Source organism: Pseudomonas sp. FYR_5, from assembly GCF_043106315.1.
GTDB lineage: Bacteria > Pseudomonadota > Gammaproteobacteria > Pseudomonadales > Pseudomonadaceae > Aquipseudomonas > Aquipseudomonas putida_Y.
The window spans coordinates 28806-51016 of the sequence record NZ_JBICMK010000020.1; the positions used below are offsets into that span (position 1 = coordinate 28806).

Here is a 22211-nt window from a genome sequence, read left to right on the forward strand (position 1 = left end):
ATCGTTCTCTCGTTATGTGTAGGTGTTGGTTCAGAATCGGGTCAGGGACAAGCCAGCCCAGGTTGCGAGCAGCCCGCCCACCACGCTGATACTGGTATAGCCCAAGGCAAGGGGCACTTGCCCGCTTTCCATCAGGCGCACGGTATCGAGCGAGAAGGAGGAAAAGGTCGTCAGGCCACCGAGAAAGCCGACAATCAGGCTGGCGCGCAACTCTACCGGCGCCAGCGGCTTGTGCAAGAACAGGCCATAGAGCAAGCCGATCAGCAGGCAGCCAACCAGGTTGACCGCCAGCGTACCGACATAGAAGTGCCGTGGCCAGTGGGCCGCCACCCAGTTGGTGGTAGCAAAGCGCAACAAGGTACCGGCGATACCACCCGCGCTGACCGCGGCGATAAGTGCAATCATGATTTTCTCCGCTGGCGGGGGCTGTTGCGGTCGAGATCGGCCAGGTGGCGCAGCTTCTCGCCAATTTTCAGTTCCAGGCCACGGGGCACCGGCTGATAGTACTGGCGTGGCTCCAGCTCGTCGGGGAAGTAATCCTCACCAGCAGCGTAGGCGTCGGGTTCATCGTGGGCATAGCGGTACTCGTCGCCATAGCCCAACTGCTTCATCAGCTTGGTCGGGGCATTGCGCAGGTGCAACGGCACCTCCAGCGAACCGTGCTCGGCCGCTTCGCGCAGGGCAGTCTTGAAGCCCACGTACACCGCGTTGCTCTTGGGCGCACAGGCCAGGTAGGTGATGGCCTGGGCCACCGCCAATTCGCCCTCGGGGCTGCCAAGGCGCTCCTGCACATCCCAGGCTGCCAGGCACAGGCTAAGCGCACGGGGGTCGGCATTGCCGATGTCCTCGCTGGCCATGCGCACCACACGGCGGGCGATGTACAGCGGATCACAGCCGCCGTCGAGCATGCGGGCAAACCAGTACAGGGCGCCATCGGGGTTGGAGCCGCGCACCGACTTGTGCAGCGCGGAAATCTGGTCGTAGAACGCCTCGCCGCCCTTGTCGAACCGGCGGCGACTGTCACCCAGCAGGCTCTGCAGCATCTCGACGTCGATCTCGCTGCCGTCTTCAGCCAGGTCCGAGGCGTTCTCGAGGAAGTTGAGCATGCGCCGGCCATCGCCGTCGGCGGCGGCCATCAGCATCTTGAAGGCGTCGTCGCCCACCCGCAGGTTGCGCTTGCCCAGGCCACGCTCTTCCGTCAGCGCACGGTTGACCAGCTTGCGCAGGGCCGCTTCGTCCAGGCTCTTGAGCACATACACCCGCGCCCGCGAAAGCAGCGCATTGTTCAGCTCGAACGACGGGTTCTCGGTGGTGGCGCCGATGAACAGCAGGGTGCCGTCTTCCACATAGGGCAAAAAGGCATCCTGCTGCGACTTGTTGAAGCGGTGCACTTCGTCAACGAACAGGATGGTGCGACGGCCATACTGGCCAGCCTGCTGTTTGGCCACCTCCACCGCCTGGCGGATCTCTTTCACCCCGGCCAGCACTGCCGACACCGTTTCGAAGTGCGCATCGCAGAACTGCGCCAGCAACCGCGCCAGCGTGGTCTTGCCGACCCCGGGAGGGCCCCAGAAGATCATCGAATGCAGCGCACCTTGCTCCAGCGCCTCGCGCAGCGGTTTGCCGCGCGCCAGCAGGTGCTCCTGGCCGACGTACTCGTCCAGGCTGGAGGGGCGCAGACGGGCGGCCAGGGGCTGGGCGACGGGTTCGCTTCGAAACAGGTCCATGGCGAGCTCTGGTTACTCCTTGATCACGTCCGCGCCCTTGGGGATGTCGAACTTGAACTTGCTGTCCGGCACCGCCTGGTTGGCCTTGACGCCATTGAACAGGATGTTGGTGCGCTGGCCGACGCTGTCGATCAGTTGCATGTCGTTGATCAGGCCTTTGCGGAACGACACGCGCAGCGAGTCGAACAGGGTGTCCTTGGTCTTTGGCTTGAGGGTGAAGTCCATCACTTCGCCCTGCTCCTTGGACGCAATGTCAAAGCTCTGGCTGATCTTCGACACATCACCGGACAGCAACAGGGCTGGGGTCTGGTTCAGCCGCACGTCGAGCTTCTTGATGGTGGCCTGCTCCAGGTCCGGGTCCCACAGGGTGACGTTCTTGCCGTCCGAGACCACCACTTGCTCCTGTGGCGCATCGGTATGCCAGTAGAACAGGCCAGGGCGCTTGACCGCCATCTTGCCCGAGGTTTCCTGCAAGCTGGTGCCATCGGCGCCCAGGGTCAGCTGGGAGAAGTTGGCCTCGATGGTCTGCGACTTTTCCAGCAGCTGCGTCAGGCGTTGTACGTCTTGCTCACCGGCATAAGCAGTAACCGAGCCCAGGGTCAGGGCAGAAACCAACAGCATGCGAATCGCGCGCATGGGAATCCTCATTGAGCGTTGAAAAGGCCGGACGCCACCGTTGGCGCCCGGCAGGGTGTTCATCAGTCGCGCGGGCCGCCCGGGGCAATCACTTCCCGCGAGCCGTTGCTGTTCATCGGGGTGACAACGCCGGCCATCTCCATCGACTCGATCATGCGCGCGGCACGGTTGTAGCCGATCTTCAGCTTGCGTTGCACGGCAGAAATGGAGGCACGACGGCTCTCAAGCACGAATTGCACCGCTTCATCATACAGGGCGTCGGTTTCGGCATCGTCACCGTCGCCACCACCGCCACCGCCATCAAAGCCGCTACCGGCTTCTTCGACGCCGTTGAGGATATCGTCGTTGTAGTCCGGGGCGCCACGCAGCTTCCACGCCTCTACCGTGCGGTGCACTTCGTCGTCGGACACGAATGCGCCGTGTACCCGGATCGGCAGGCTGGTGCCCGGCGGCATGTACAGCATGTCGCCATGGCCCAGCAACTGCTCGGCACCGCCCTGGTCGATGATGGTACGCGAGTCGATCTTGCTCGACACCTGGAACGCCATACGGGTCGGGATGTTGGCCTTGATCAGGCCGGTGATCACGTCCACCGACGGGCGCTGGGTGGCGAGGATCAGATGAATACCGGCCGCCCGTGCCTTCTGCGCGATACGGGCGATCAGCTCCTCGACCTTCTTGCCGACGATCATCATCATGTCGGCGAATTCGTCCACCACCACCACGATGGTCGGCAGGGTTTTCAACGCAGGCGGCTCATCGTCCATGCTCTCACGGCGATACAGCGGGTCATGGATGATTTCGCCAGCCTCCTGGGCGTCCTTGATCTTGCGATTGAAACCGGCCAGGTTACGCACGCCCATGGCCGCCATGAGTTTGTAGCGCCGCTCCATCTCGGCCACGCTCCAGCGCAGGGCATTGGCGGCGTCCTTCATGTCGGTGACCACCGGGCACAGCAGGTGCGGAATGCCTTCGTAGATCGACAATTCAAGCATTTTCGGGTCGATCATGATCAGCCGCGCGTCTTCCGGGCTGGACTTGAACAGGATCGACAAAATCATCGCGTTCACACCCACCGACTTACCGGAACCGGTCGTACCGGCCACCAACAGGTGGGGCATCTTGGCCAGGTCGGTGATCACCGGCTTGCCGCCGATATCATGGCCCAGCGCCAACGTGACGGGCGATTTCTGCTCGTCATACTGCGACGTGGCCAGCACTTCGGAGAAGCGCACCATCTGGCGGTTTTCGTTGGGTATCTCGATACCCACTGTGGTCTTGCCAGGGATGACCTCGACCACTCGCACACTGGTCACGGCCAGCGAACGCGCCAGGTCCTTGGCCAGGTTGGCGATGCGGCTGACCTTCACGCCTGCGGCCGGCTGGATTTCGTAACGGGTAATCACCGGGCCGGGGTGGATCGAATCCACCGCCACTTCCACACCGAACTCCTTGAGCTTGATTTCCAGCAACTGGCCGACGCCGGCCAGGGATTCTGGCGAATACTCGATCTTCTTCTGTTCAGCCGGGTCGAGAATGGAAATCGAAGGCAAGGTGCCCTCCACGGCGCTGTCGACGAACAGCGGCGCCTGCTTTTCCTTCATCGCCCGCTTGCTCGGCTCCGGCGCCCTGGCGGCTGACGGCGGCACAATGGTGGGCGCTGGGTGCTGCTGGCGGGGCACCACGGTTTCACGCGGCGCCAATGCCTCAGGCGCCGTTTCACGCGGCGGTACAATCGGTTCGCGTGCAAGGGTCGGCTCAACCGGCTGGGCGGTTTTTTCTTCACGCTTGAGGATGCGCTCGCGCAGCGAAGGCTTGGCCGGCTCGCGCTTCTCGGCAGCCATCGGCGCGGCCTTGAACACCGGTTCGTCCTCGCGCAGTTGCGCCTCAAGGCGCTTGCGCTCGTTGCGCGCTTCCCACCAGCGGGTGGCAGCCCCTTGCACCAGCTCGCACAGGTCGAGGGTGATCTTGCCGGTCAGGTCCATCACCTTGAACCACGACAGGTCGGTGAAGACGGTCAGGCCGAACAGGAACAGGGCAATGAACATCAGCGTGCTGCCCTGCACGTTCAGCAGGTTGCGCGCCAGGTCACCCAGGCTTTCGCCCAACGCACCACCGGCGGAGAACGGCAGGCCGGCTGACGGGTGGAAGTGGATATGCGCCAGCGCCGCCCCAGACAGCACCAGGAACACCAGGCCAATCAGCCGCCAGGAGAACAGCCAGCCGCTCCAGTCCCACGGCTGGTGGCGTTCGCGGAAAATCTGCCAGGTCTTGACCGCCAGCAGCAGCGGGAAAATATAGGCGAAGTAACCCAGCACCATGAACAGGATGTCGGCAAAGTAGGCACCGGCACGCCCGGCTGCATTCTGCACCTGGTCGACGTTGCTGGTGTGGCTGAAGCCCGGGTCCGAGGTGTCGTAGGTCAGCAGCGCCATCCACAGGTACAGGCACAGGGCGCCGACAGCGATCAACGCACCTTCCTTGAGGCGATAATGCAGCTGCTGCCGCCACAGTGGCACAGGCAATGGAGCTGGAGTTGCGGTGGATTTCTTCAAAACGCGTCTATTCCTGCGCGTGGTGCGCGTCCAATAGTGATCGGCCGCTGCGCGACCAACGAACCACTACTTTTAACATTACTGCCCGCCAGCCGCCATGGCGGCACGCCGTATGGGGGTTTGGCCGGAGGCGAATTCGTATAGCTGCAATTTGAGCACGCATTTTCTTTTGTGACAAAGGCTTATGCTGTGTTTTTGCACAGGTGTGACAGCAAATGTAGCCGATGGTGCCTGCGGTTTGATGAATGTGTAGGAAATTGCCTAAATTGCCGTGCCCCTCTGTAGGGGTAGCCTTGTGCAGGGTACCGCGCCGGCGTTGAGGCACCCAAAGAGATTGACCCCGCTTTTGACCCAAGCCATGCTGCCCTCTCCCCTCCCCCACCGCACGATAGACCATGCTCACCTGGCTGACCCGCGACTCGCTGACCTTCCCCCCCCTGGAAAAGGCGCTGCACGACCCCAACGGCCTACTGGCCGCCGGCGGTGACCTGAGCCCCGAGCGCCTGGTGCAGGCGTATCGCCACGGCTGCTTTCCGTGGTACCAGGACGGCCAGCCGATCCTGTGGTGGTCACCTGACCCGCGCACGGTGTTGCTGCCTGACCAGTTGCATGTCTCGCGCTCGCTGGCCAAGCTGATGCGCCAAGGCCGCTACCAGGTCAGTTTCGACACCGACTTCCCGGCCGTGATCGCCGCCTGCGCCGCGCCGCGCGATTACGCTGACGGCACCTGGATCACCGACACCATGCGCAACGCCTACTGCGAACTGCACCGCCGTGGCATCGCCCATTCGGTTGAAGTTCGCCAGGATGGCGAACTGGTTGGGGGCCTGTACGGCCTGGCCATGGGCCAGCTGTTCTTTGGCGAATCGATGTTCAGCCGCGCCGACAACGCCTCCAAGGTCGGTTTCGTAACCTTGGTCAACCACCTGCGAGACGCCGGTTTCGTGCTTATCGACTGCCAGATGCCCACCAACCACCTGCACAGCCTGGGCGCCCACGCCATCAGCCGTGCCGAGTTCGCCAGCTACCTGGCACACCACCTTGACCAGCCCAATAGCGCTTCATGGGTTGCCTAGGCGAGTTCCCGTAGCTGGCTTACACTTAACTCAAAGTCTCACCGAAGGGGTTGATCATGACAGAGTTGGCGCGGTTGAAGTTCTATGCCACTCAGCCCCACTCCTGCAGCTACCTGCCGGAGGAGCAGGCGACCACGCTGTTCCTCGACCCCAGCCAGCCGATGGACGTGCATGTGTACGCCGATTTATCGGAAATGGGCTTTCGCCGCAGTGGCGACCACCTGTACCGCCCGCACTGCCAGAACTGCAATGCCTGCGTGCCGGCGCGCATCCCGGCGGCGCGCTTCATCCCCAACCGCCAGCAGCGGCGCATTCTCAAGCGTAACGCCGACCTGACCGTAACCGCAGCACGCCCGGCGTTCAGGGAAGAGTATTTCGAGCTGTACCGGCGCTATATCGAAACGCGCCACGCCGACGGCGACATGTACCCGCCCAGCCGCGATCAGTTCTCCACCTTCCTGGTGCGCGACCTGCCGTTCTGCTGGTTCTACGAGTTTCGCCTGGAAGGCCGGTTGATGGCGGTGGCAGTGTGCGACCTGCTACCCAATGGCCTGTCGGCGGTGTACACCTTCTACGAGCCGGACGAGGAGCGCCGCAGCCTTGGCCGTTTCGCCATTCTCTGGCAGATCACCGAAGCGCTGCGCCAGGACCTGGAGGCGGTTTACCTGGGCTACTGGATCAAGAACTGCAAGAAGATGAACTACAAGACGCAGTACCGCCCCATCGAGTTGCTGATAAACCAGCGCTGGGTCACCCTCAACTGAAAGCATTGGCTTGACACGCAGTTTTCCGGCATAATCCACGCCACTTTTTTGCCCGGTGCGGATATGCGTCGGGCTAACACTGGATCCGAGGGCTCAACTGCATGTCGAAAGAAGACAGCTTCGAAATGGAAGGTACTGTCGTCGACACCCTGCCCAACACCATGTTCCGCGTGGAGTTGGAAAACGGGCACGTCGTAACCGCGCACATCTCCGGAAAGATGCGCAAGAACTACATCCGTATTCTCACTGGCGACAAGGTCCGCGTCGAGCTGACGCCGTACGACCTGAGCAAGGGCCGCATCACCTACCGTGCGCGCTAAGCTCAAGCCATGAAAAAGCCCGGCCAGGTGCCGGGCTTTTTTGTGCCTCAAGAAATTGCAGGGGCTGCAAGGCAGCCCCTGCACATCACGCGACCTCAGCCGTGGTTTCGAAGTCGAACACCAGTTCGCCATCGCGCAGGTCGACATGCACCACGCCACCATGCTCGGCCAGCTCGCCAAACAGGATCTCCTCGGCCAGCGGCCGCTTGATCTTGTCCTGGATCAGCCGCGCCATTGGCCGCGCACCCATCTGCACGTCATAGCCCGACACCGCCAGCCAACCGCGCGCTTCATCGCTGACCTCCAGCAGCACACGCTTGTCTTCCAGCTGCGCCTGCAGTTCGATAAGGAACTTGTCGACGATGCTTTTGATCGTCTCCGTGCTCAGGCGGCCAAACTGGATGATGGTATCCAGACGGTTGCGGAACTCTGGCGTGAAGCTTTTGCGGATCACTTCCATGGCATCGGACGCGTGGTCCTGATGAGTGAAGCCGATCGACGCCCGCGCCGCGGTTTCTGCACCGGCGTTGGTGGTCATGATCAGGATCACGTTACGGAAGTCGGCCTTGCGCCCGTTGTTGTCGGTCAGGGTCCCGTGATCCATCACCTGCAGCAGCAGATTGAAGACTTCCGGGTGGGCCTTCTCGATTTCGTCGAGCAACAATACGCAGTGCGGCTGTTTGGTGATTGCCTCGGTCAACAAGCCACCCTGGTCAAAACCGACATAACCCGGCGGCGCACCAATCAAACGCGACACGGTGTGGCGCTCCATGTACTCAGACATGTCGAAACGCACCAATTCCACACCCAGTGCCTTGGCCAGCTGCCGCGCCGCTTCGGTCTTGCCGACGCCGGTAGGGCCGGCGAACAGGAACGAACCCACCGGCTTGTCTGGCGACTTGAGGCCGGCACGGGACAACTTGATCGCAGTGGCCAGCGAGTCGATTGCCTGGTCCTGGCCAAACACGGTCAGTTTCAGGTCGCGCTCAAGGTTGCGCAGCAGCTCCTTGTCGGAACTGGTGACGTGCTTCGGCGGAATTCTCGCGATCTTGGCGACGATGTCTTCCACTTGCGGCACATCGATGCGCTTGACGCGATTGGCCTCCGGCTGCAGGCGCTGGTAAGCACCAGCCTCGTCGATCACATCAATGGCCTTGTCAGGCATGTGCCGGTCATTGATGTAGCGCGAGGCCAGTTCGGCGGCGGCGCGCAGGGCTTCGTCGCTGTACTCGATGTTGTGGTGGCTTTCGAAACGGCCTTTCAGGCCGCGCAGGATGCCCACGGTGTCTTCGACCGATGGCTCGCTGACATCCACCTTCTGGAAACGACGCGCCAAGGCACGATCCTTCTCGAAGATGCCGCGAAACTCCTGGAACGTGGTCGAACCGATGCAGCGGATTTCACCCGACGACAGCAACGGCTTGAGCAGATTGGAGGCATCCATCACCCCGCCCGACGCCGCGCCGGCACCGATAATGGTGTGAATCTCGTCGATGAACAGGATGGCCTGCGGACGCTTGCGCAGCTCACCGAGCAGCGCCTTGAAGCGCTTCTCGAAGTCACCACGGTACTTGGTTCCGGCCAGCAAGGCACCCAGATCGAGGGAGTACACCACGCTCTGTGCCAGCAGGTCAGGCACCTGACCATCGACGATGCGCTTGGCCAGGCCTTCGGCGATGGCCGTCTTGCCCACGCCTGCCTCACCCACCAACAGCGGGTTGTTCTTGCGCCGACGGGCCAGGATTTGCGCCACGCGCTCCACTTCCTGCTCGCGACCTACCAGCGGGTCGATACGGCCAGCACGGGCCAGTTCGTTCAGGTTGCTGGCGTAGGCGTCCAGCGGGTTGCTCGAAGAGGAGGTTTCACCGCCCTCTTCGTCCTGCATGTCCTGGTCGCTTTCAGATTGCGCACCATGCCCTGGCACCTTGGAGATGCCATGGGCGATGTAGTTGACCACGTCGATACGGGCCACGCTCTGCTGCTTGAGCAGGAACACGGCCTGGCTTTCCTGTTCGCTGAAGATCGCCACCAGCACGTTGGCGCCGGTCACTTCGCGCTTGCCAGAGCTTTGCACGTGGAACACGGCACGCTGAAGCACGCGCTGGAAGCCCAGGGTCGGCTGGGTTTCACGGTCTTCGTCGTTCACAGGGATCAACGGCGTGGTGGAATCGATGAACTCTTGCAGGTCGTGCTTGAGCTTGTCGAGATTGGCGCCACAGGCGCGCAGAACGGTCGCGGCAGCCTCATTGTCAAGGAGTGCCAGCAGCAGATGTTCGACGGTCATGAACTCATGACGCTTCGAACGGGCCTCCTTGAAGGCAAGATTGAGGGTGACTTCGAGCTCGCGGTTTAACATAGCTTCACCTCATACCCAAGTGGTCGGCGATTAACCGTCCTTCTCGATTTCACAGAGTAGCGGATGCTGGCTTTCCCTGGCGTATTGGTTGACCTGCATAGCCTTTGTTTCGGCGATGTCACGGGTAAACAATCCGCACACTGCCCGCCCTTCGGTATGGACGGTCAGCATGATCTTGGTCGCCAGCTCGCGGTTCAGACTGAAGAACGTCTCGAGCACTTCGACGACGAAATCCATTGGCGTGTAGTCATCGTTGAACAAAACCACCTTGTACATCGGTGGCGCCTGCAGGATCGGCTTGGCTTCCTGGACTGCAAGACCTGAGCCGTCGTCCTCATTCGATTGCGGGCGATCCTGATTGAATGTTAGTCGAATCTCACTAGGTGCATGCATGGAAAGAATTTCATCATGAGCGTCAGGTTAAGGTTGCGGGTTGACTGCACAGGCCACCGCCAGCGCAGGCGCCGCGTGACCTTGACTATCGGCAAAACGGTGTTACAACCAATAAGAACCCACCGTGGGCGATAAAGATCCGCGCAGTCAACCAGATTTTTCGCAAGGTTCGTATGCGGATGAAGTGGATGATACTCCAGTGATGGAGTCCTTTGCAGAGGGACATAGGGATGGCAAGCGGTAAAGTCAAGTGGTTCAACAATGCCAAGGGCTATGGATTCATCAATGAGGAAGGTAAATCCGATGACCTGTTCGCCCATTATTCCGCCATCCGAATGGACGGTTACAAGACCCTGAAGGCAGGCCAGGCCGTGGTATTCGACATCGTCCAGGGCCCCAAAGGCTTGCACGCCGTCGAAATCAAGGATGCCGCGGCCGCAGCAGCAGAGGCTGCCAGATCCTTGGGCGAGCCGCAAAGCGAAACCGCAAAAGCCTGACTGCCTGCGCTGTGCCGGTATACGAAGCAACCGACCGCTTCTTTACAGGAGGCGGCCGGTTTTCTCTTGCTTTACATGTGCTTGATCATTTCGTCGCCAAAGCCTGAGCTGCTCACCAGCCTGGCGCCGTCCATCAGCCGCTCGAAATCGTAGGTCACGGTCTTGGCCGCAATAGCGCCATTGGTACCCTTGATGATCAGGTCGGCGGCTTCGGTCCAACCCATGTGGCGCAGCATCATCTCTGCCGAGAGGATCACCGAGCCCGGGTTGACCTTGTCCTGCCCGGCATACTTGGGCGCAGTGCCGTGAGTAGCCTCGAACATGGCCACGGTGTCGGACAGGTTGGCGCCCGGCGCAATGCCGATTCCGCCCACTTCCGCCGCCAGGGCATCGGACAGGTAGTCACCGTTGAGGTTGAGGGTGGCGATCACGTCGTACTCGGCCGGGCGTAGCAGGATCTGCTGCAGCATGGCGTCGGCAATGGCGTCCTTGACGATGACCTCGCGGCCGGTCTTGGGGTTCTTGAACTTCATCCACGGGCCGCCATCGAGCAGTTCAGCACCGAACTCATCACGCGCCACTTCGTAGCCCCAGTCCTTGAAGGCACCTTCGGTGAACTTCATGATGTTGCCCTTGTGCACCAGGGTCAGCGATTCGCGGTCGTTATCCACGACGTACTGCAGGGCCTTGCGCACCAGTCGCTTGGTACCCTCCTTCGACACCGGCTTGACGCCAATGCCGCAGTCCTGGTCGAAGCGGATCTTGGTGACACCCATTTCCTCCTTCAGGAACTTGATCACCTTGTTCGCCTCGGGCGATCCGGCCTTCCACTCGATGCCGGCATAGATGTCTTCGGAGTTCTCGCGGAAAATCACCATGTCGACGTCGCCAGGCTTTTTCACCGGGCTCGGTACACCCTGGAACCACAACACCGGCCGCAGGCACACATACAGGTCCAGTTGCTGGCGCAGGGCTACGTTGAGTGAGCGGATGCCGCCACCGACCGGGGTGGTCAGCGGGCCCTTGATCGATACCACGTAATCACGCACGGCATCGAGGGTTTCCTGTGGTAGCCAGGTATCCTGGTCATACACCTGGGTGGCTTTCTCGCCAGCGTACACCTCCATCCAGGCAATCTTGCGCTTGCCGCCGTAGGCCTTCTCCACGGCGGCATCGACCACCTTGATCATCACTGGCGAGACATCGACGCCGATCCCGTCGCCTTCGATGTAAGGAATGATCGGATGATCAGGCACATTAAGCGAATGATCTGCATTGACGGTGATCTTGCTGCCGTCGGTCGGAACCTTGATTTTCTGGTATCCCATGCTTGCACTACTCCGCTGTCGGGTGTGGTTTGGACATCGTGCGATCCACTGAGCCTAAACCACATCTGCCGACCTGCAAGGCATGCGACAACCCGCCGCATTGCCGCTTAGTCTTTGGTCTTATAAATGGGCCGATATCACTTGGCCTTGCTGATTAGCCCAAATGGTTTGGTATACTCCGCCGCGACCGAAGGGTCATCGGGGCGAATCCCAGGAAATGCGGACCGCCCTAGGCCATCAACGGCCACTAAGCCTGGGTTGTTACCGCACCCCAGCACTTGACGCTCGACTGATGCATCCACCATCACCGCTCGCAGCCTCTCGACTTTCCGCTCATGGCGCTGCCAGGGCGATGCGCCTACCCTGCGCACCACGAGACTCGAGCACGCTCAGCACACAGAGAGTTAACCCGCATGCCCACCCGTTCCAAGATCATCTATACCTTCACCGACGAAGCCCCCGCCCTCGCCACTTACTCGCTGCTGCCGATCATCGAAGCGTTCACCGCCTCGGCTGACATCGCTGTCGAAACTCGCGACATTTCCCTGGCTGGCCGTATCCTTGCCGCCTTCCCGGAGCAACTGGGCGCAGAGAAGCAAGTAGGCGATCACCTGGCGGAACTGGGCCAGCTGGCTACCACCCCTGAAGCCAACATCATCAAACTCCCGAACATCAGCGCCTCGGTACCGCAGCTCAAAGCCGCGATCAAGGAACTGCAAGGCAAGGGCTTCAACATCCCTGACTACGCCGACGAGCCGGCCACCGCGGAAGAAAAAGAATCCCGTGCCCGCTACGACCGCATCAAGGGCTCCGCCGTGAACCCGGTGCTGCGCGAAGGCAACTCCGACCGCCGCGCGCCGCTGTCGGTCAAGAACTACGCCCGCAAGCACCCACACAAGATGGGCGCCTGGGCCGCTGACTCCAAGTCGCACGTTGCCCACATGACCCAGGGCGACTTCTACGGCAGCGAAAAAGCCGCACTGATCGAAGCTGACGACAGCCTGCGCATCGAGCTGGTCGGCAAAGACGGCAGCACCACCGTGCTGAAAGAAAAGACCGCCGTCAAAGCCGCCGAAGTCATCGACTGCGCCACCATGAGCCGCAAGGCCCTGAAAGCCTTCATCGCCGAGCAGATCGCCGATGCCAAGGCCGCCGGCGTGCTGCTGTCGGTGCACCTGAAAGCCACCATGATGAAGGTCTCCGACCCGATCATGTTCGGCGTCATCGTCGAAGAATTCTACAACGACGTGCTGACCAAGCACGCCGCTGCCCTGGCCGAAGTAGGCTTCAACGCCAACAACGGTATCGGCGACCTGTACGCCCGTATCAAGGACCTGCCAGCCGACAAGCAGGCCGAGATCGAAGCCGACATCCAGGCCCTGTACGCCGAGCGCCCGGCCCTGGCCATGGTCAACTCCGACAAAGGCATCACCAACCTGCACGTGCCGAGCGACGTGATCGTCGACGCCTCGATGCCGGCCATGATCCGTGACTCGGGCAAGATGTGGAACACCGCAGGCGAACTGCAAGACGCCAAGGCCGTGATCCCGGACCGCTGCTATGCCGGCATCTACCAGGCCACCATCGAAGACTGCAAGGCCAACGGTGCCTTCGACCCGACCACCATGGGCAGCGTGCCGAACGTTGGCCTGATGGCGCAAAAGGCCGAAGAGTACGGCTCCCACGACAAGACCTTCCAGATCAAGGCTGACGGCGTGGTTCGCGTAGTCGATGGCAAGGGCAACGTCGTACTGGAGCAGAACGTCGAAGCCGGTGACATCTTCCGCATGTGCCAGACCAAGGACGCGCCGATCCAGGACTGGGTCAAGCTGGCCGTCAACCGTGCCCGCCTGAGCAACACCCCGGCGGTGTTCTGGCTGGACCCGGCTCGCGCCCACGACGGCGTCATGATCGAGAAGGTGCAGCAGTACCTGAAAGATCACGACACCACCGGCCTGGATATCCGCATCCTGGCACCGGTCGACGCCATCAAGTTCTCCCTGGCCCGCATCCGCGAAGGCAAGGACACCATCTCGGTGACCGGCAACGTGCTGCGCGACTACCTGACCGACCTGTTCCCGATCATGGAACTGGGCACCAGCGCCAAGATGCTGTCGATCGTGCCGCTGATGAGCGGCGGCGGCCTGTTCGAAACCGGCGCCGGCGGTTCGGCTCCGAAGCACGTGCAGCAGCTGGTTGAAGAGAACTTCCTGCGTTGGGACTCGCTGGGTGAATTCCTGGCCCTGGCCGCTTCCCTGGAGCACCTGGGCAACACCTACGACAATCCGCGCGCCAAGGTTCTGGCCAACACCCTGGACCAGGCTACCGGCAAGTTCCTCGACACCAACAAGTCGCCGTCGCGCAAAGTCGGCGGTATCGACAACCGCGGTAGCCACTTCTACCTGACCCTGTACTGGGCCGAAGCCTTGGCCGCTCAGACGGACGACGCTGCCCTGCAGGCACGCTTCGCACCACTGGCAAAAACCCTGGCCGAGAACGAAGCGACCATCGTCGCCGAGCTCAACGCCGTTCAGGGCAAGCCAGCCGACATCGGCGGCTACTACGCCCCGGATGCCGAGCTGACCGCCAAGGTGATGCGTCCGAGCCAGACCCTGAACAGCGCCATCGCTGCCCTGTAAGGTTCGCTTGAAGTAACAGCACAAACCCCGGCCACGCACCGGGGTTTGTGCTTTCTGGATCGGGGCCGCTGCTCAGCCCTTCGCGGGCTTGCCCGCTCCCACAGGAAAGGTGCTGCCAGCAAGACCTGCACTGCACCTGTGGGAGCGGGCGAGCCCGCGAAGGACCGCAAGGCGGTCCCGGCAACCTGAAAGGACATGGCAATGACCTGGCAACCCCACATCACCGTAGCGACCATCGTCGAGCACGAAGGCAAGTTCCTCTTCGTCGAGGAGTTCAAAGCCAACCAGCACGTCTTCAACCAGCCCGCCGGCCACCTCGAACCCAACGAGACCCTGTCCCAGGCCGCCCTGCGCGAAACCCTGGAAGAAACCGCCTGGGAGGTCGAGCTGATCGGCCTGGTCGGCATCTACCTGTACACCGCCCCCAGCAACGGCGTGACCTACCAGCGCGTCTGCTTCGCCGCCCGCCCCGTACGCCACCATGCCGACCTGGCACTGGACAGCGACATCGTCCGCGCCGTGTGGCTGACCCGCGACGAACTGCTGGCCGACCCCACTCGCTGGCGCAGCGAGCTGGTGCCACGCTGCCTTGATGACTACCTCAAAGGCCCGCTGCACAGCCTCGACCTGCTACGCGACTGACGCGGCGCCACGGGTTTGATAGAATCGGCGTTTCTCCCCCTTGATACACACCGGTACCCATGACCAGCCCAGCACTTAAAGACCCCGCCAAGACCCGCGTCATCGTCGGCATGTCCGGCGGCGTGGACTCTTCCGTCTCAGCCCTTCTGCTCATCGAGCAGGGCTACCAGGTGGAAGGGCTGTTCATGAAGAACTGGGAAGAGGACGACGGCACCGAATACTGCACCGCCCGTGAAGACCTGGCCGACGCCCAGGCCGTGTGCGACCGTATCGGCATCAAGCTGCACACCGCCAACTTCGCCGCCGAATACTGGGACAACGTGTTCGAGCACTTCCTTGAGGAATACAAGGCTGGCCGCACCCCTAACCCCGATATCCTCTGCAACCGCGAAATCAAGTTCAAGGCGTTTCTCGACTACGCCCTGTCGCTGGGTGCCGACCTGATCGCCACCGGCCACTACGTGCGCCGCCGCGATACTGGCGCGCTCACCGAACTGCTCAAGGGCCTGGACCCGAACAAGGACCAGAGCTACTTCCTGCACGCCGTCGGCGGCCAGGAAATTGCCCGCACCCTGTTCCCGGTCGGCGAACTGGAAAAACCCGAAGTACGCGCCATTGCCGAGAAACACGGCCTGGCCACCGCCAAGAAGAAAGACTCCACCGGCATCTGCTTCATTGGCGAGCGCCGCTTCAGCGACTTCCTCAAGCAGTACCTGCCGGCCCAGCCGGGCGACATTGAAACCACCGAAGGTGAAGTGATCGGCCGCCACCATGGCCTGATGTACCACACCATCGGCCAGCGTCAGGGCCTGGGCATTGGCGGCCTGAAGGATGCCAGTGACGAGCCGTGGTACGTGCTGCACAAGGACCTGGCTCGCAACGTACTGGTGGTCGGCCAGGGCAACGAGCACCCATGGCTGTTCTCCCGCGCCCTGCTGGCCTCGGAAATTTTCTGGGTCAACCCGGTCGACCTCGACAGCCCGCGCCAGCTGACTGCCAAGGTGCGCTACCGCCAGAGCGACCAGCGATGCACCCTGGAACGCACCGCCAGCGGCTACCGCGCCGTGTTCGACGAGCCTCAGCGCGCCGTTACGCCGGGCCAGTCGGTGGTGTTCTACGACGGCGAAGTGTGCCTGGGCGGTGGCGTGATCGAGGCTGCCGAGCCATGGAGCCCGCGCGCATGAGCAACCTGCAGGAGCAGCTGATTGCGTTGGGTGGTGTGTTCCAGGCCGCCGTGCTGGTCGACCGCATCGCCCGCACCGGCCAGGCCAGTGAAGCCAATATCGGCTGCATGCTGGGCAGCCTGCTGGTGCGCGACCCCAAGGACACCCTGGAGGTGTTCGGCGGTGACGACCTGAACCTGCGCGACGGCTACCGGGCACTGATCGGCGCCCTCGAGCGCGACCCCAACAGCCTGCAGCGCGAGCCGCTGCGCTACGCCCTGTCGATGCTGGGCCTGGAGCGCCAGCTGAACAAGCGTGGCGACCTGCTGGACACCATCGGCAACCGCCTGCCGCAAATCCAGTCGCAGGCCGAGCATTTCGGCCTGGTTCACGAAAACGTCATTGCTTCCAGTGGAGCCTTGTACCAGGACACCCTGAGCACCTTGCGCCAGCGCATCCAGGTGCACGGCGACATGCGCTTCCTGCAGCAGCCCAACAACGCCTCGAAGATCCGCGCCCTGCTGCTGGCCGGCATCCGCGCCGCGCGACTGTGGCGGCAGCTGGGCGGGCACCGTTGGCAACTGGTGTTCAGCCGGCGCAAGTTGCTGAACGAACTGTACGACATGATGCGCAGCCCGAACTGACGGGCTGGGCTGCCCTTTGTGGGAGCGGGCATGCCCGCGAAGCAGGCGACGCGGTGTATGGCACCGGCTACGCCGGTGTTCGCGGACATGCCCGCTCCCACAGGGTCTGCCACCTGATCCAAATTGGGCCGACCTTTGGTCAGCCACCCGACCCTGGCGCATTTTTCATGTATGATATGCGCCCTTCCAAAAGCCTGACTGTCCGAGAACACCCCATGCAGCTTTCTTCGCTCACTGCGGTTTCCCCTGTAGACGGCCGTTATGCCGGCAAAACCCAGGCCTTGCGCCCCATTTTCAGCGAATTCGGCCTGATCCGTTTCCGCGCCCTGGTCGAAGTGCGCTGGCTGCAGCGCCTGGCCGCCCACCCGCAAATCGGCGAAGTGCCGGCGTTCTCCGCCGAAGCCAACGCCCTGCTGGACAGCCTGGCCAACGATTTCAAGCTGGAGCACGCCGAGCGCGTCAAGGAAATCGAGCGCACCACCAACCACGACGTCAAGGCCATTGAATACCTCCTCAAGGAGCAGGCCGCCAAGCTGCCTGAGCTGGCCAAGGTCAGCGAGTTCATCCACTTCGCCTGCACCAGCGAGGACATCAACAACCTGTCCCACGCCCTGATGCTGCGCGCCGGCCGTGACGAAGTGCTGCTGCCGCTGATGCGCCAGGTCGCCGACGCCATCCGCGCCCTGGCCCACGCCCACGCCGAAGTGCCAATGCTGTCGCGCACCCACGGCCAGCCGGCTTCGCCGACCACCCTGGGTAAAGAACTGGCCAACGTCGTGTATCGCCTGGAGCGCCAGATCGCCCAGGTTGCCGCCGTACCGCTGCTGGGCAAGATCAACGGCGCCGTGGGCAACTACAACGCCCACCTGTCGGCCTACTCGCAGATCGACTGGGAAGAGAACGCCCGCGCCTTCATCGAAGACGAACTGGGCCTGCAGTTCAACCCGTACACCACCCAGATCGAGCCGCACGACTACATCGCCGAGCTGTTCGACGCCATCGCCCGCTTCAACACCATCCTGATCGACTTCGACCGTGATGTGTGGGGCTACATTTCGCTGGGTTACTTCAAGCAGAAGACCGTCGCCGGCGAAATCGGTTCGTCGACCATGCCGCACAAGGTCAACCCGATCGACTTCGAAAACTCCGAAGGCAACCTGGGCATCGCCAACGCGCTGTTCCAGCACCTGGCCAGCAAGCTGCCGATCTCGCGCTGGCAGCGCGACCTGACCGACTCCACCGTGCTGCGCAACCTGGGCGTGGGCTTTGCCCACAGCGTCATCGCCTTCGAGGCCAGCCTGAAAGGCATCGGCAAGCTGGAAGTCAACGAAGCTCGCATCGCCGCCGACCTGGACGCCTGCTGGGAAGTGCTGGCCGAGCCGATCCAGACCGTGATGCGCCGCTTCAACATCGAAAACCCTTACGAGAAGCTCAAAGAGCTGACCCGTGGCAAGGGCATCACCCCAGAAGCGCTGCTGACCTTCATCGACGGCCTGGACATGCCAGCCGAAGCCAAGGCCGAGCTCAAGCAGCTGACCCCCGCTACCTACATCGGTAACGCGGCAGCCCAGGCCAAACGCATCTAAGCTGAGCGTCGCGTACAACGCCCGGCCTGGCCGGGCGTTTTTATTCCCGTACGAAAATTACGTTTTTTCAATAGGTTGAACATGAATCCTGATACTCCACTGCAGCTGCTCGGCGGCATCTCGGCCCGCGAATTCATGCGCGACTACTGGCAGAAGAAGCCGCTGCTGGTGCGCCAGGCCTTCCCGGACTTCATCAGCCCGATCGACCCCGACGAACTCGCCGGCCTGGCCCTGGAAGATGAAGTCGAGTCGCGTATCGTGCTGGAACACGGCGCGCATCCGTGGGAGCTGCGCCGCGGCCCGTTCGGCGAAGACACCTTCGCCGAACTGCCGGAAAAAGACTGGACTCTGCTGGTACAGGCCGTTGACCAGTTCGTTCCGGAAGTGGCCGAACTGCTGGAAAACTTCCGCTTCCTGCCCAGCTGGCGTATCGATGACGTGATGATCAGCTTCGCCGCCCCGGGTGGCAGCGTCGGCCCGCACTTCGACAACTACGATGTGTTCCTGCTGCAAGGCCACGGCCAGCGCAACTGGAAGATCGGCCAGATGTGCAGCAGTGACAGCCCGCTGCTGGAGCACGCCGACCTGCGTATCCTGGCCGAGTTCGAGCAGAGCGGCGAGTGGACCCTGGAGCCTGGCGACATGCTCTACCTGCCACCGCGCCTGGCCCACTACGGCGTGGCCGTGGACGACTGCCTGACCTACTCGGTAGGCTTCCGCGCACCGAGCGCTGCCGAAGTGCTGACCCATTTCACCGACTTCCTCGGCCAGTTCCTGCCCGACGAAGAGCGCTACAGCGACGCCGACGCCCAGCCGGTCAGCGACCCGCACCAGATCCAGCACGATGCCCTCGACCGCCTCAAGGCGCTGCTCGACAAGCACATGGGCGACAAGGACCTGCTGCTGACCTGGTTCGGCCAGTTCATGACCGAGCCACGCTACCCCGAACAGATCGTTGGCGAAGAGCTGAGCGAGGAAGAGCTGATCAATGCCCTTGAGCAAGGCGCCATCCTGATCCGCAACCCCAGCGCACGCCTGGCCTGGTCCGAATTCGAAGATGACCTGCTGCTGTTCGCCAGCGGCCGTAGTTGCCCACTGCCCGGCAAACTGCGCGAGCTGCTGAAGCTGGTATGCGCGGCCGACGCCTTGCACATCGATAACCTGGCCGAGTGGCTGCAGGACGAAGATGGCCTTATGCTGGTACAGCAGCTGGTCAAACAAGGGAGCCTGGGTTTCGCCAATGAATAAGATCAGCGTTCGCCTCGCCGATTGGCACAAAGACAACGCCGACATCCGCCGTATCCGTGAAGCCGTGTTCGTCGCCGAGCAGCACATTCCGCCAGAGCTGGAGTTCGACTCGGAAGATCAGGACGCCTTGCACTTCCTGGCCCTGGAAGGCGACTATCCGATCGGTACTGCGCGCCTGCTGGCCGACGGCACCATCGGGCGCATCTCGGTGCTCAAGGACTGGCGCGGCCTGAAGGTGGGCGATGCGTTGGTCAATGCGGTCATCGTCGAAGCGCAGAACCGCGACCTGAAACAGCAGATGCTCAGCGCCCAGGTGCACGCCACGCCGTTCTATGAGCGGCTGGGCTTTCGCGTAGTCAGCGAGGAATTCCTCGAAGCTGGCATCCCGCATGTCGACATGGTGCGCGACTCGCGCGCCTGATCCATAACCTGCACTGGCCGCTTCGCGGACAAGCCCGCTCCTGCATGGGAATACGATTCATGTGGGAGCGGGCTTGCCCGCGAAGAGGCCGGCACAGGTAAAGACACTTCTCCTGACAAAAACCTGTACATCCATCCAGATAAAACTTGCCTCTGCGCCCCCGCTTGCGCATCCTATGGCCCACCACCCCGATGAAGCGTCCCGGCCATGCGCCTGTTCCTCTGTGAAAAACCCTCCCAGGCAAAAGACATCGCCAAAGTGCTCGGCGCCAACCGCAAAGGCGACGGCTGCTGGCAAGGCACCGACATCTGCGTCACCTGGTGCATCGGCCACCTGCTGGAAACCGCACCGCCCGACAGCTACGACGAACGTTACAAGCGCTGGAACCTGGCCGACCTGCCGATCATTCCAGACAAATGGAAGATGCTGGTAAAGCCCAAGACGGCCAGCCAGTTCAAGGCGGTCAAGCGCCTGCTCGGTGAAGCGCGGGAACTGGTGATTGCCACCGACGCCGACCGCGAAGGCGAAATGATTGCCCGCGAGCTGGTCGAGCATTGCCGCTACCGGGGCCCGGTGCAGCGCCTGTGGCTGTCGGCGCTGGATGACGCCTCCATCCGCAAGGCCCTGGCGCGCCTGCTGCCAGGCCACGAGACGTTCAACCTGTACCACTCGGCGCTGGGGCGTTCGCGCGCCGACTGGCTGATCGGCATGAACATGAGCCGGCTTTTCACCTTGCTGGGCCGCCAATCCGGCTACCAGGGTGTGCTGCCGGTAGGCCGCGTGCAAACGCCGACCTTGCGCCTGGTGGTCGACCGCGATCGCAGCATCGCCGACTTCGTGCCGGTGCCGTTCTGGGCCATCGAGGTGCAACTGGAACACGCCGGCCAACGCTTCAATGCCCAATGGCGCGCCCCCGAAGACGCCTGCGATGACCAAGGCCGCTGCCTGAAGCAAGGCCTGGCACAGCAGGCCGCCACCGACATCGGCCATGCCGGCACTGCCCGAGCGGTAAAGGTAGCGACCGAGCGTGTGCGCGAAGCAGCACCGCTGCCCTTCGACCTTGGCACCCTGCAGGAGCTGTGCTCGAAAAAGTTCGGCCTCGGCGCCCAGGAAACCCTCGACATTGCCCAGGCACTGTACGAAACCCACAAACTGATCACCTACCCGCGCAGCGATTGCGGCTATTTGCCACAAAGCCAGCACGTCGAGGCACCCGCCATCCTCGCCGCCCTGCAACGGGCCGATGTCAGCCTGGCGCCGCTGCAGCCCTACCTGGAGCCGCAACGCCGATCGCGGGCGTGGAACGACGCCAAAGTCAGCGCTCACCATGGCATCATTCCCACCGTCGCCGCCAGCGACCCCTCGCGCCTGCCGGCCAAACACAAGGCCGTGTATACCCTGATCCGCGCCCGCTATCTGGCGCAGTTCCTGCCCAACCATGAATACGACCGCACCCAGGCCGACTTCGACTGCGCCGGTCATGCGCTGCGTGCTGTGGGCAAACAGATCGTCGAGCCGGGCTGGCGCCGCGCCTTGCCCGAAGCGCTGACCCCGGCCAAAGGCCGCGAGGCACCCCCGGCCCAGGTGTTGCCAGCGCTGCGCGAAGGCCAGGACTGCAACGTACAAGGCCTGCAGTTGAAAGACCTGTGGACCCAGCCACCCAAGCCGTTTACCGAAGGCGACCTGATCAAAGCAATGAAGAACGTGGCCAAGCTGGTGGATGACCCTCGGCTGAAGCAGAAGCTCAAGGAAACCACCGGCATCGGCACCGAGGCCACCCGCGCCAGCATTATCCAGGGCCTGCTCGACCGCGGTTACCTGGTAAAGAACGGCAAGGCGCTGTCGGCCACACCTGCGGCCTTCAGCCTGATCGACGCCGTTCCCCGCGCGATTGCCGACCCCGGCACCACGGCAATCTGGGAGCAGGCGCTGGACATGGTGCAAAGCGGCGAGATGACCCTGGAAGAGTTCGTCGCCCGGCAGTCGGCGTGGATGGGCAAGCTGGTAGAGCGTTGCAGCGGCATGCGCATGACCATCAGCGGGCCAGCGGCCGGGGCGGCGCCGTCCTGGAAGAAGAAACGTCGCGGTGGAGGTGGCAAAAGCAAAGCGGCTGGAAACAAGGCAACTCCGAGCAAGCCACGGCAGGCGCGGAAAAAGCAAGCCCCCCTGTAGGAGCGGGTTCACCCGCGAAGAGGCCAGCCCAGGCAACACATTAA

19 protein-coding genes are annotated in these 22211 nt (G+C 62.6%); 12 read left to right on the forward strand and 7 right to left on the reverse strand.

Annotated elements, in window-relative coordinates:
* Nucleotides 1–30 precede the first annotated feature (30 nt).
* From crcB to ACF8RA_RS02105, 4 genes are all read right to left on the reverse strand, one after another.
* Nucleotides 31–405, reverse strand: coding sequence for a fluoride efflux transporter CrcB (gene crcB / locus ACF8RA_RS02090; protein WP_176682282.1), 375 nt, complete (start codon nt 403–405; stop codon nt 31–33).
* Nucleotides 402–1727, reverse strand: coding sequence for a replication-associated recombination protein A (locus ACF8RA_RS02095; RefSeq protein WP_176682281.1), 1326 nt, complete (start codon nt 1725–1727; stop codon nt 402–404). Before ACF8RA_RS02095 ends, crcB begins: the two co-directional genes overlap by 4 nt.
* A gap of 12 nt (nt 1728–1739) precedes the next feature.
* Complete coding sequence (gene lolA / locus ACF8RA_RS02100) at nt 1740–2363, reverse strand: outer membrane lipoprotein chaperone LolA (RefSeq protein ID WP_176682280.1); 624 nt, start codon at nt 2361–2363, stop codon at nt 1740–1742.
* Nucleotides 2364–2425: 62 nt separating this feature from the next.
* Nucleotides 2426–4918: a DNA translocase FtsK gene (locus tag ACF8RA_RS02105; RefSeq protein WP_392518733.1), complete on the reverse strand. Its 2493-nt coding sequence runs from the start codon at nt 4916–4918 to the stop codon at nt 2426–2428.
* Between the two features lie 395 nt (nt 4919–5313).
* On the opposite strand from ACF8RA_RS02105, the gene aat reads away from it, so the two are divergent.
* The 3 genes from aat (at nt 5314) to infA (ending at nt 7078) form a co-directional block, all read left to right on the forward strand.
* The gene (gene aat, locus ACF8RA_RS02110) at nt 5314–5994 is read left to right on the forward strand and encodes a leucyl/phenylalanyl-tRNA--protein transferase (protein ID WP_209967039.1); all 681 of its coding nucleotides are present in this window, start codon (nt 5314–5316) and stop codon (nt 5992–5994) included.
* A 56-nt stretch (nt 5995–6050) separates the two neighbouring features.
* Nucleotides 6051–6758, forward strand: coding sequence for an arginyltransferase (locus tag ACF8RA_RS02115; RefSeq protein WP_176682277.1), 708 nt, complete (start codon nt 6051–6053; stop codon nt 6756–6758).
* A gap of 101 nt (nt 6759–6859) precedes the next feature.
* Entirely contained in the window at nt 6860–7078 is a 219-nt protein-coding gene (infA, locus tag ACF8RA_RS02120) for a translation initiation factor IF-1 (protein WP_002553999.1), read from the forward strand.
* A gap of 85 nt (nt 7079–7163) precedes the next feature.
* Here the strand turns inward: infA and clpA are convergent, their stop codons facing one another.
* Both clpA and clpS read right to left on the reverse strand, forming a co-directional pair.
* Nucleotides 7164–9434, reverse strand: coding sequence for an ATP-dependent Clp protease ATP-binding subunit ClpA (gene clpA / locus ACF8RA_RS02125; protein ID WP_012051826.1), 2271 nt, complete (start codon nt 9432–9434; stop codon nt 7164–7166).
* A gap of 30 nt (nt 9435–9464) precedes the next feature.
* A complete protein-coding gene (clpS, locus tag ACF8RA_RS02130) occupies nt 9465–9827 on the reverse strand; it encodes an ATP-dependent Clp protease adapter ClpS (RefSeq protein WP_003251220.1) in 363 nt (120 codons plus the stop codon).
* Nucleotides 9828–10057: 230 nt separating this feature from the next.
* Here clpS and cspD point away from each other — a divergent pair, with 230 nt between their 5' ends.
* Nucleotides 10058–10324 (forward strand): cold shock domain-containing protein CspD, encoded by a 267-nt coding sequence (gene cspD, locus ACF8RA_RS02135; RefSeq protein ID WP_176682276.1) that lies wholly within the window; start codon nt 10058–10060, stop codon nt 10322–10324.
* A gap of 71 nt (nt 10325–10395) precedes the next feature.
* On the opposite strand, the gene icd is transcribed toward cspD, so the two are convergent.
* Complete coding sequence (gene icd / locus ACF8RA_RS02140; RefSeq protein ID WP_176682275.1) at nt 10396–11652, reverse strand: NADP-dependent isocitrate dehydrogenase; 1257 nt, start codon at nt 11650–11652, stop codon at nt 10396–10398.
* A gap of 413 nt (nt 11653–12065) precedes the next feature.
* On the opposite strand from icd, the gene ACF8RA_RS02145 reads away from it, so the two are divergent.
* The 8 genes from ACF8RA_RS02145 to ACF8RA_RS02180 all read left to right on the forward strand — a co-directional run bounded on the left by ACF8RA_RS02145 (nt 12066) and on the right by ACF8RA_RS02180 (nt 22167).
* Nucleotides 12066–14291 (forward strand): NADP-dependent isocitrate dehydrogenase, encoded by a 2226-nt coding sequence (locus ACF8RA_RS02145; RefSeq protein WP_176682274.1) that lies wholly within the window; start codon nt 12066–12068, stop codon nt 14289–14291.
* Nucleotides 14292–14492: 201 nt separating this feature from the next.
* Entirely contained in the window at nt 14493–14933 is a 441-nt protein-coding gene (locus ACF8RA_RS02150) for an NUDIX hydrolase (protein WP_176682273.1), read from the forward strand.
* 59 nt (nt 14934–14992) lie between these two features.
* The gene (mnmA, locus tag ACF8RA_RS02155; protein ID WP_176682272.1) at nt 14993–16117 is read left to right on the forward strand and encodes a tRNA 2-thiouridine(34) synthase MnmA; all 1125 of its coding nucleotides are present in this window, start codon (nt 14993–14995) and stop codon (nt 16115–16117) included.
* On the forward strand, nt 16114–16740 hold the full coding sequence (gene hflD, locus ACF8RA_RS02160) for a high frequency lysogenization protein HflD (RefSeq protein ID WP_010954818.1): 627 nt from the start codon (nt 16114–16116) through the stop codon (nt 16738–16740). Before mnmA ends, hflD begins: the two co-directional genes overlap by 4 nt.
* A 215-nt stretch (nt 16741–16955) precedes the next feature.
* Nucleotides 16956–18326 carry an adenylosuccinate lyase gene (gene purB / locus ACF8RA_RS02165; RefSeq protein WP_003251234.1) on the forward strand — a complete coding sequence of 457 codons (1371 nt, stop codon included), beginning with the start codon at nt 16956–16958 and terminating at the stop codon, nt 18324–18326.
* An 81-nt stretch (nt 18327–18407) separates the two neighbouring features.
* Nucleotides 18408–19574: a cupin domain-containing protein gene (locus ACF8RA_RS02170; protein WP_176682271.1), complete on the forward strand. Its 1167-nt coding sequence runs from the start codon at nt 18408–18410 to the stop codon at nt 19572–19574.
* A complete protein-coding gene (locus ACF8RA_RS02175) occupies nt 19567–19995 on the forward strand; it encodes a GNAT family N-acetyltransferase (protein ID WP_003251237.1) in 429 nt (142 codons plus the stop codon). Before ACF8RA_RS02170 ends, ACF8RA_RS02175 begins: the two co-directional genes overlap by 8 nt.
* 207 nt (nt 19996–20202) lie before the next feature.
* Nucleotides 20203–22167: a DNA topoisomerase III gene (locus ACF8RA_RS02180; RefSeq protein WP_392518735.1), complete on the forward strand. Its 1965-nt coding sequence runs from the start codon at nt 20203–20205 to the stop codon at nt 22165–22167.
* Nucleotides 22168–22211: the final 44 nt, after the last annotated feature.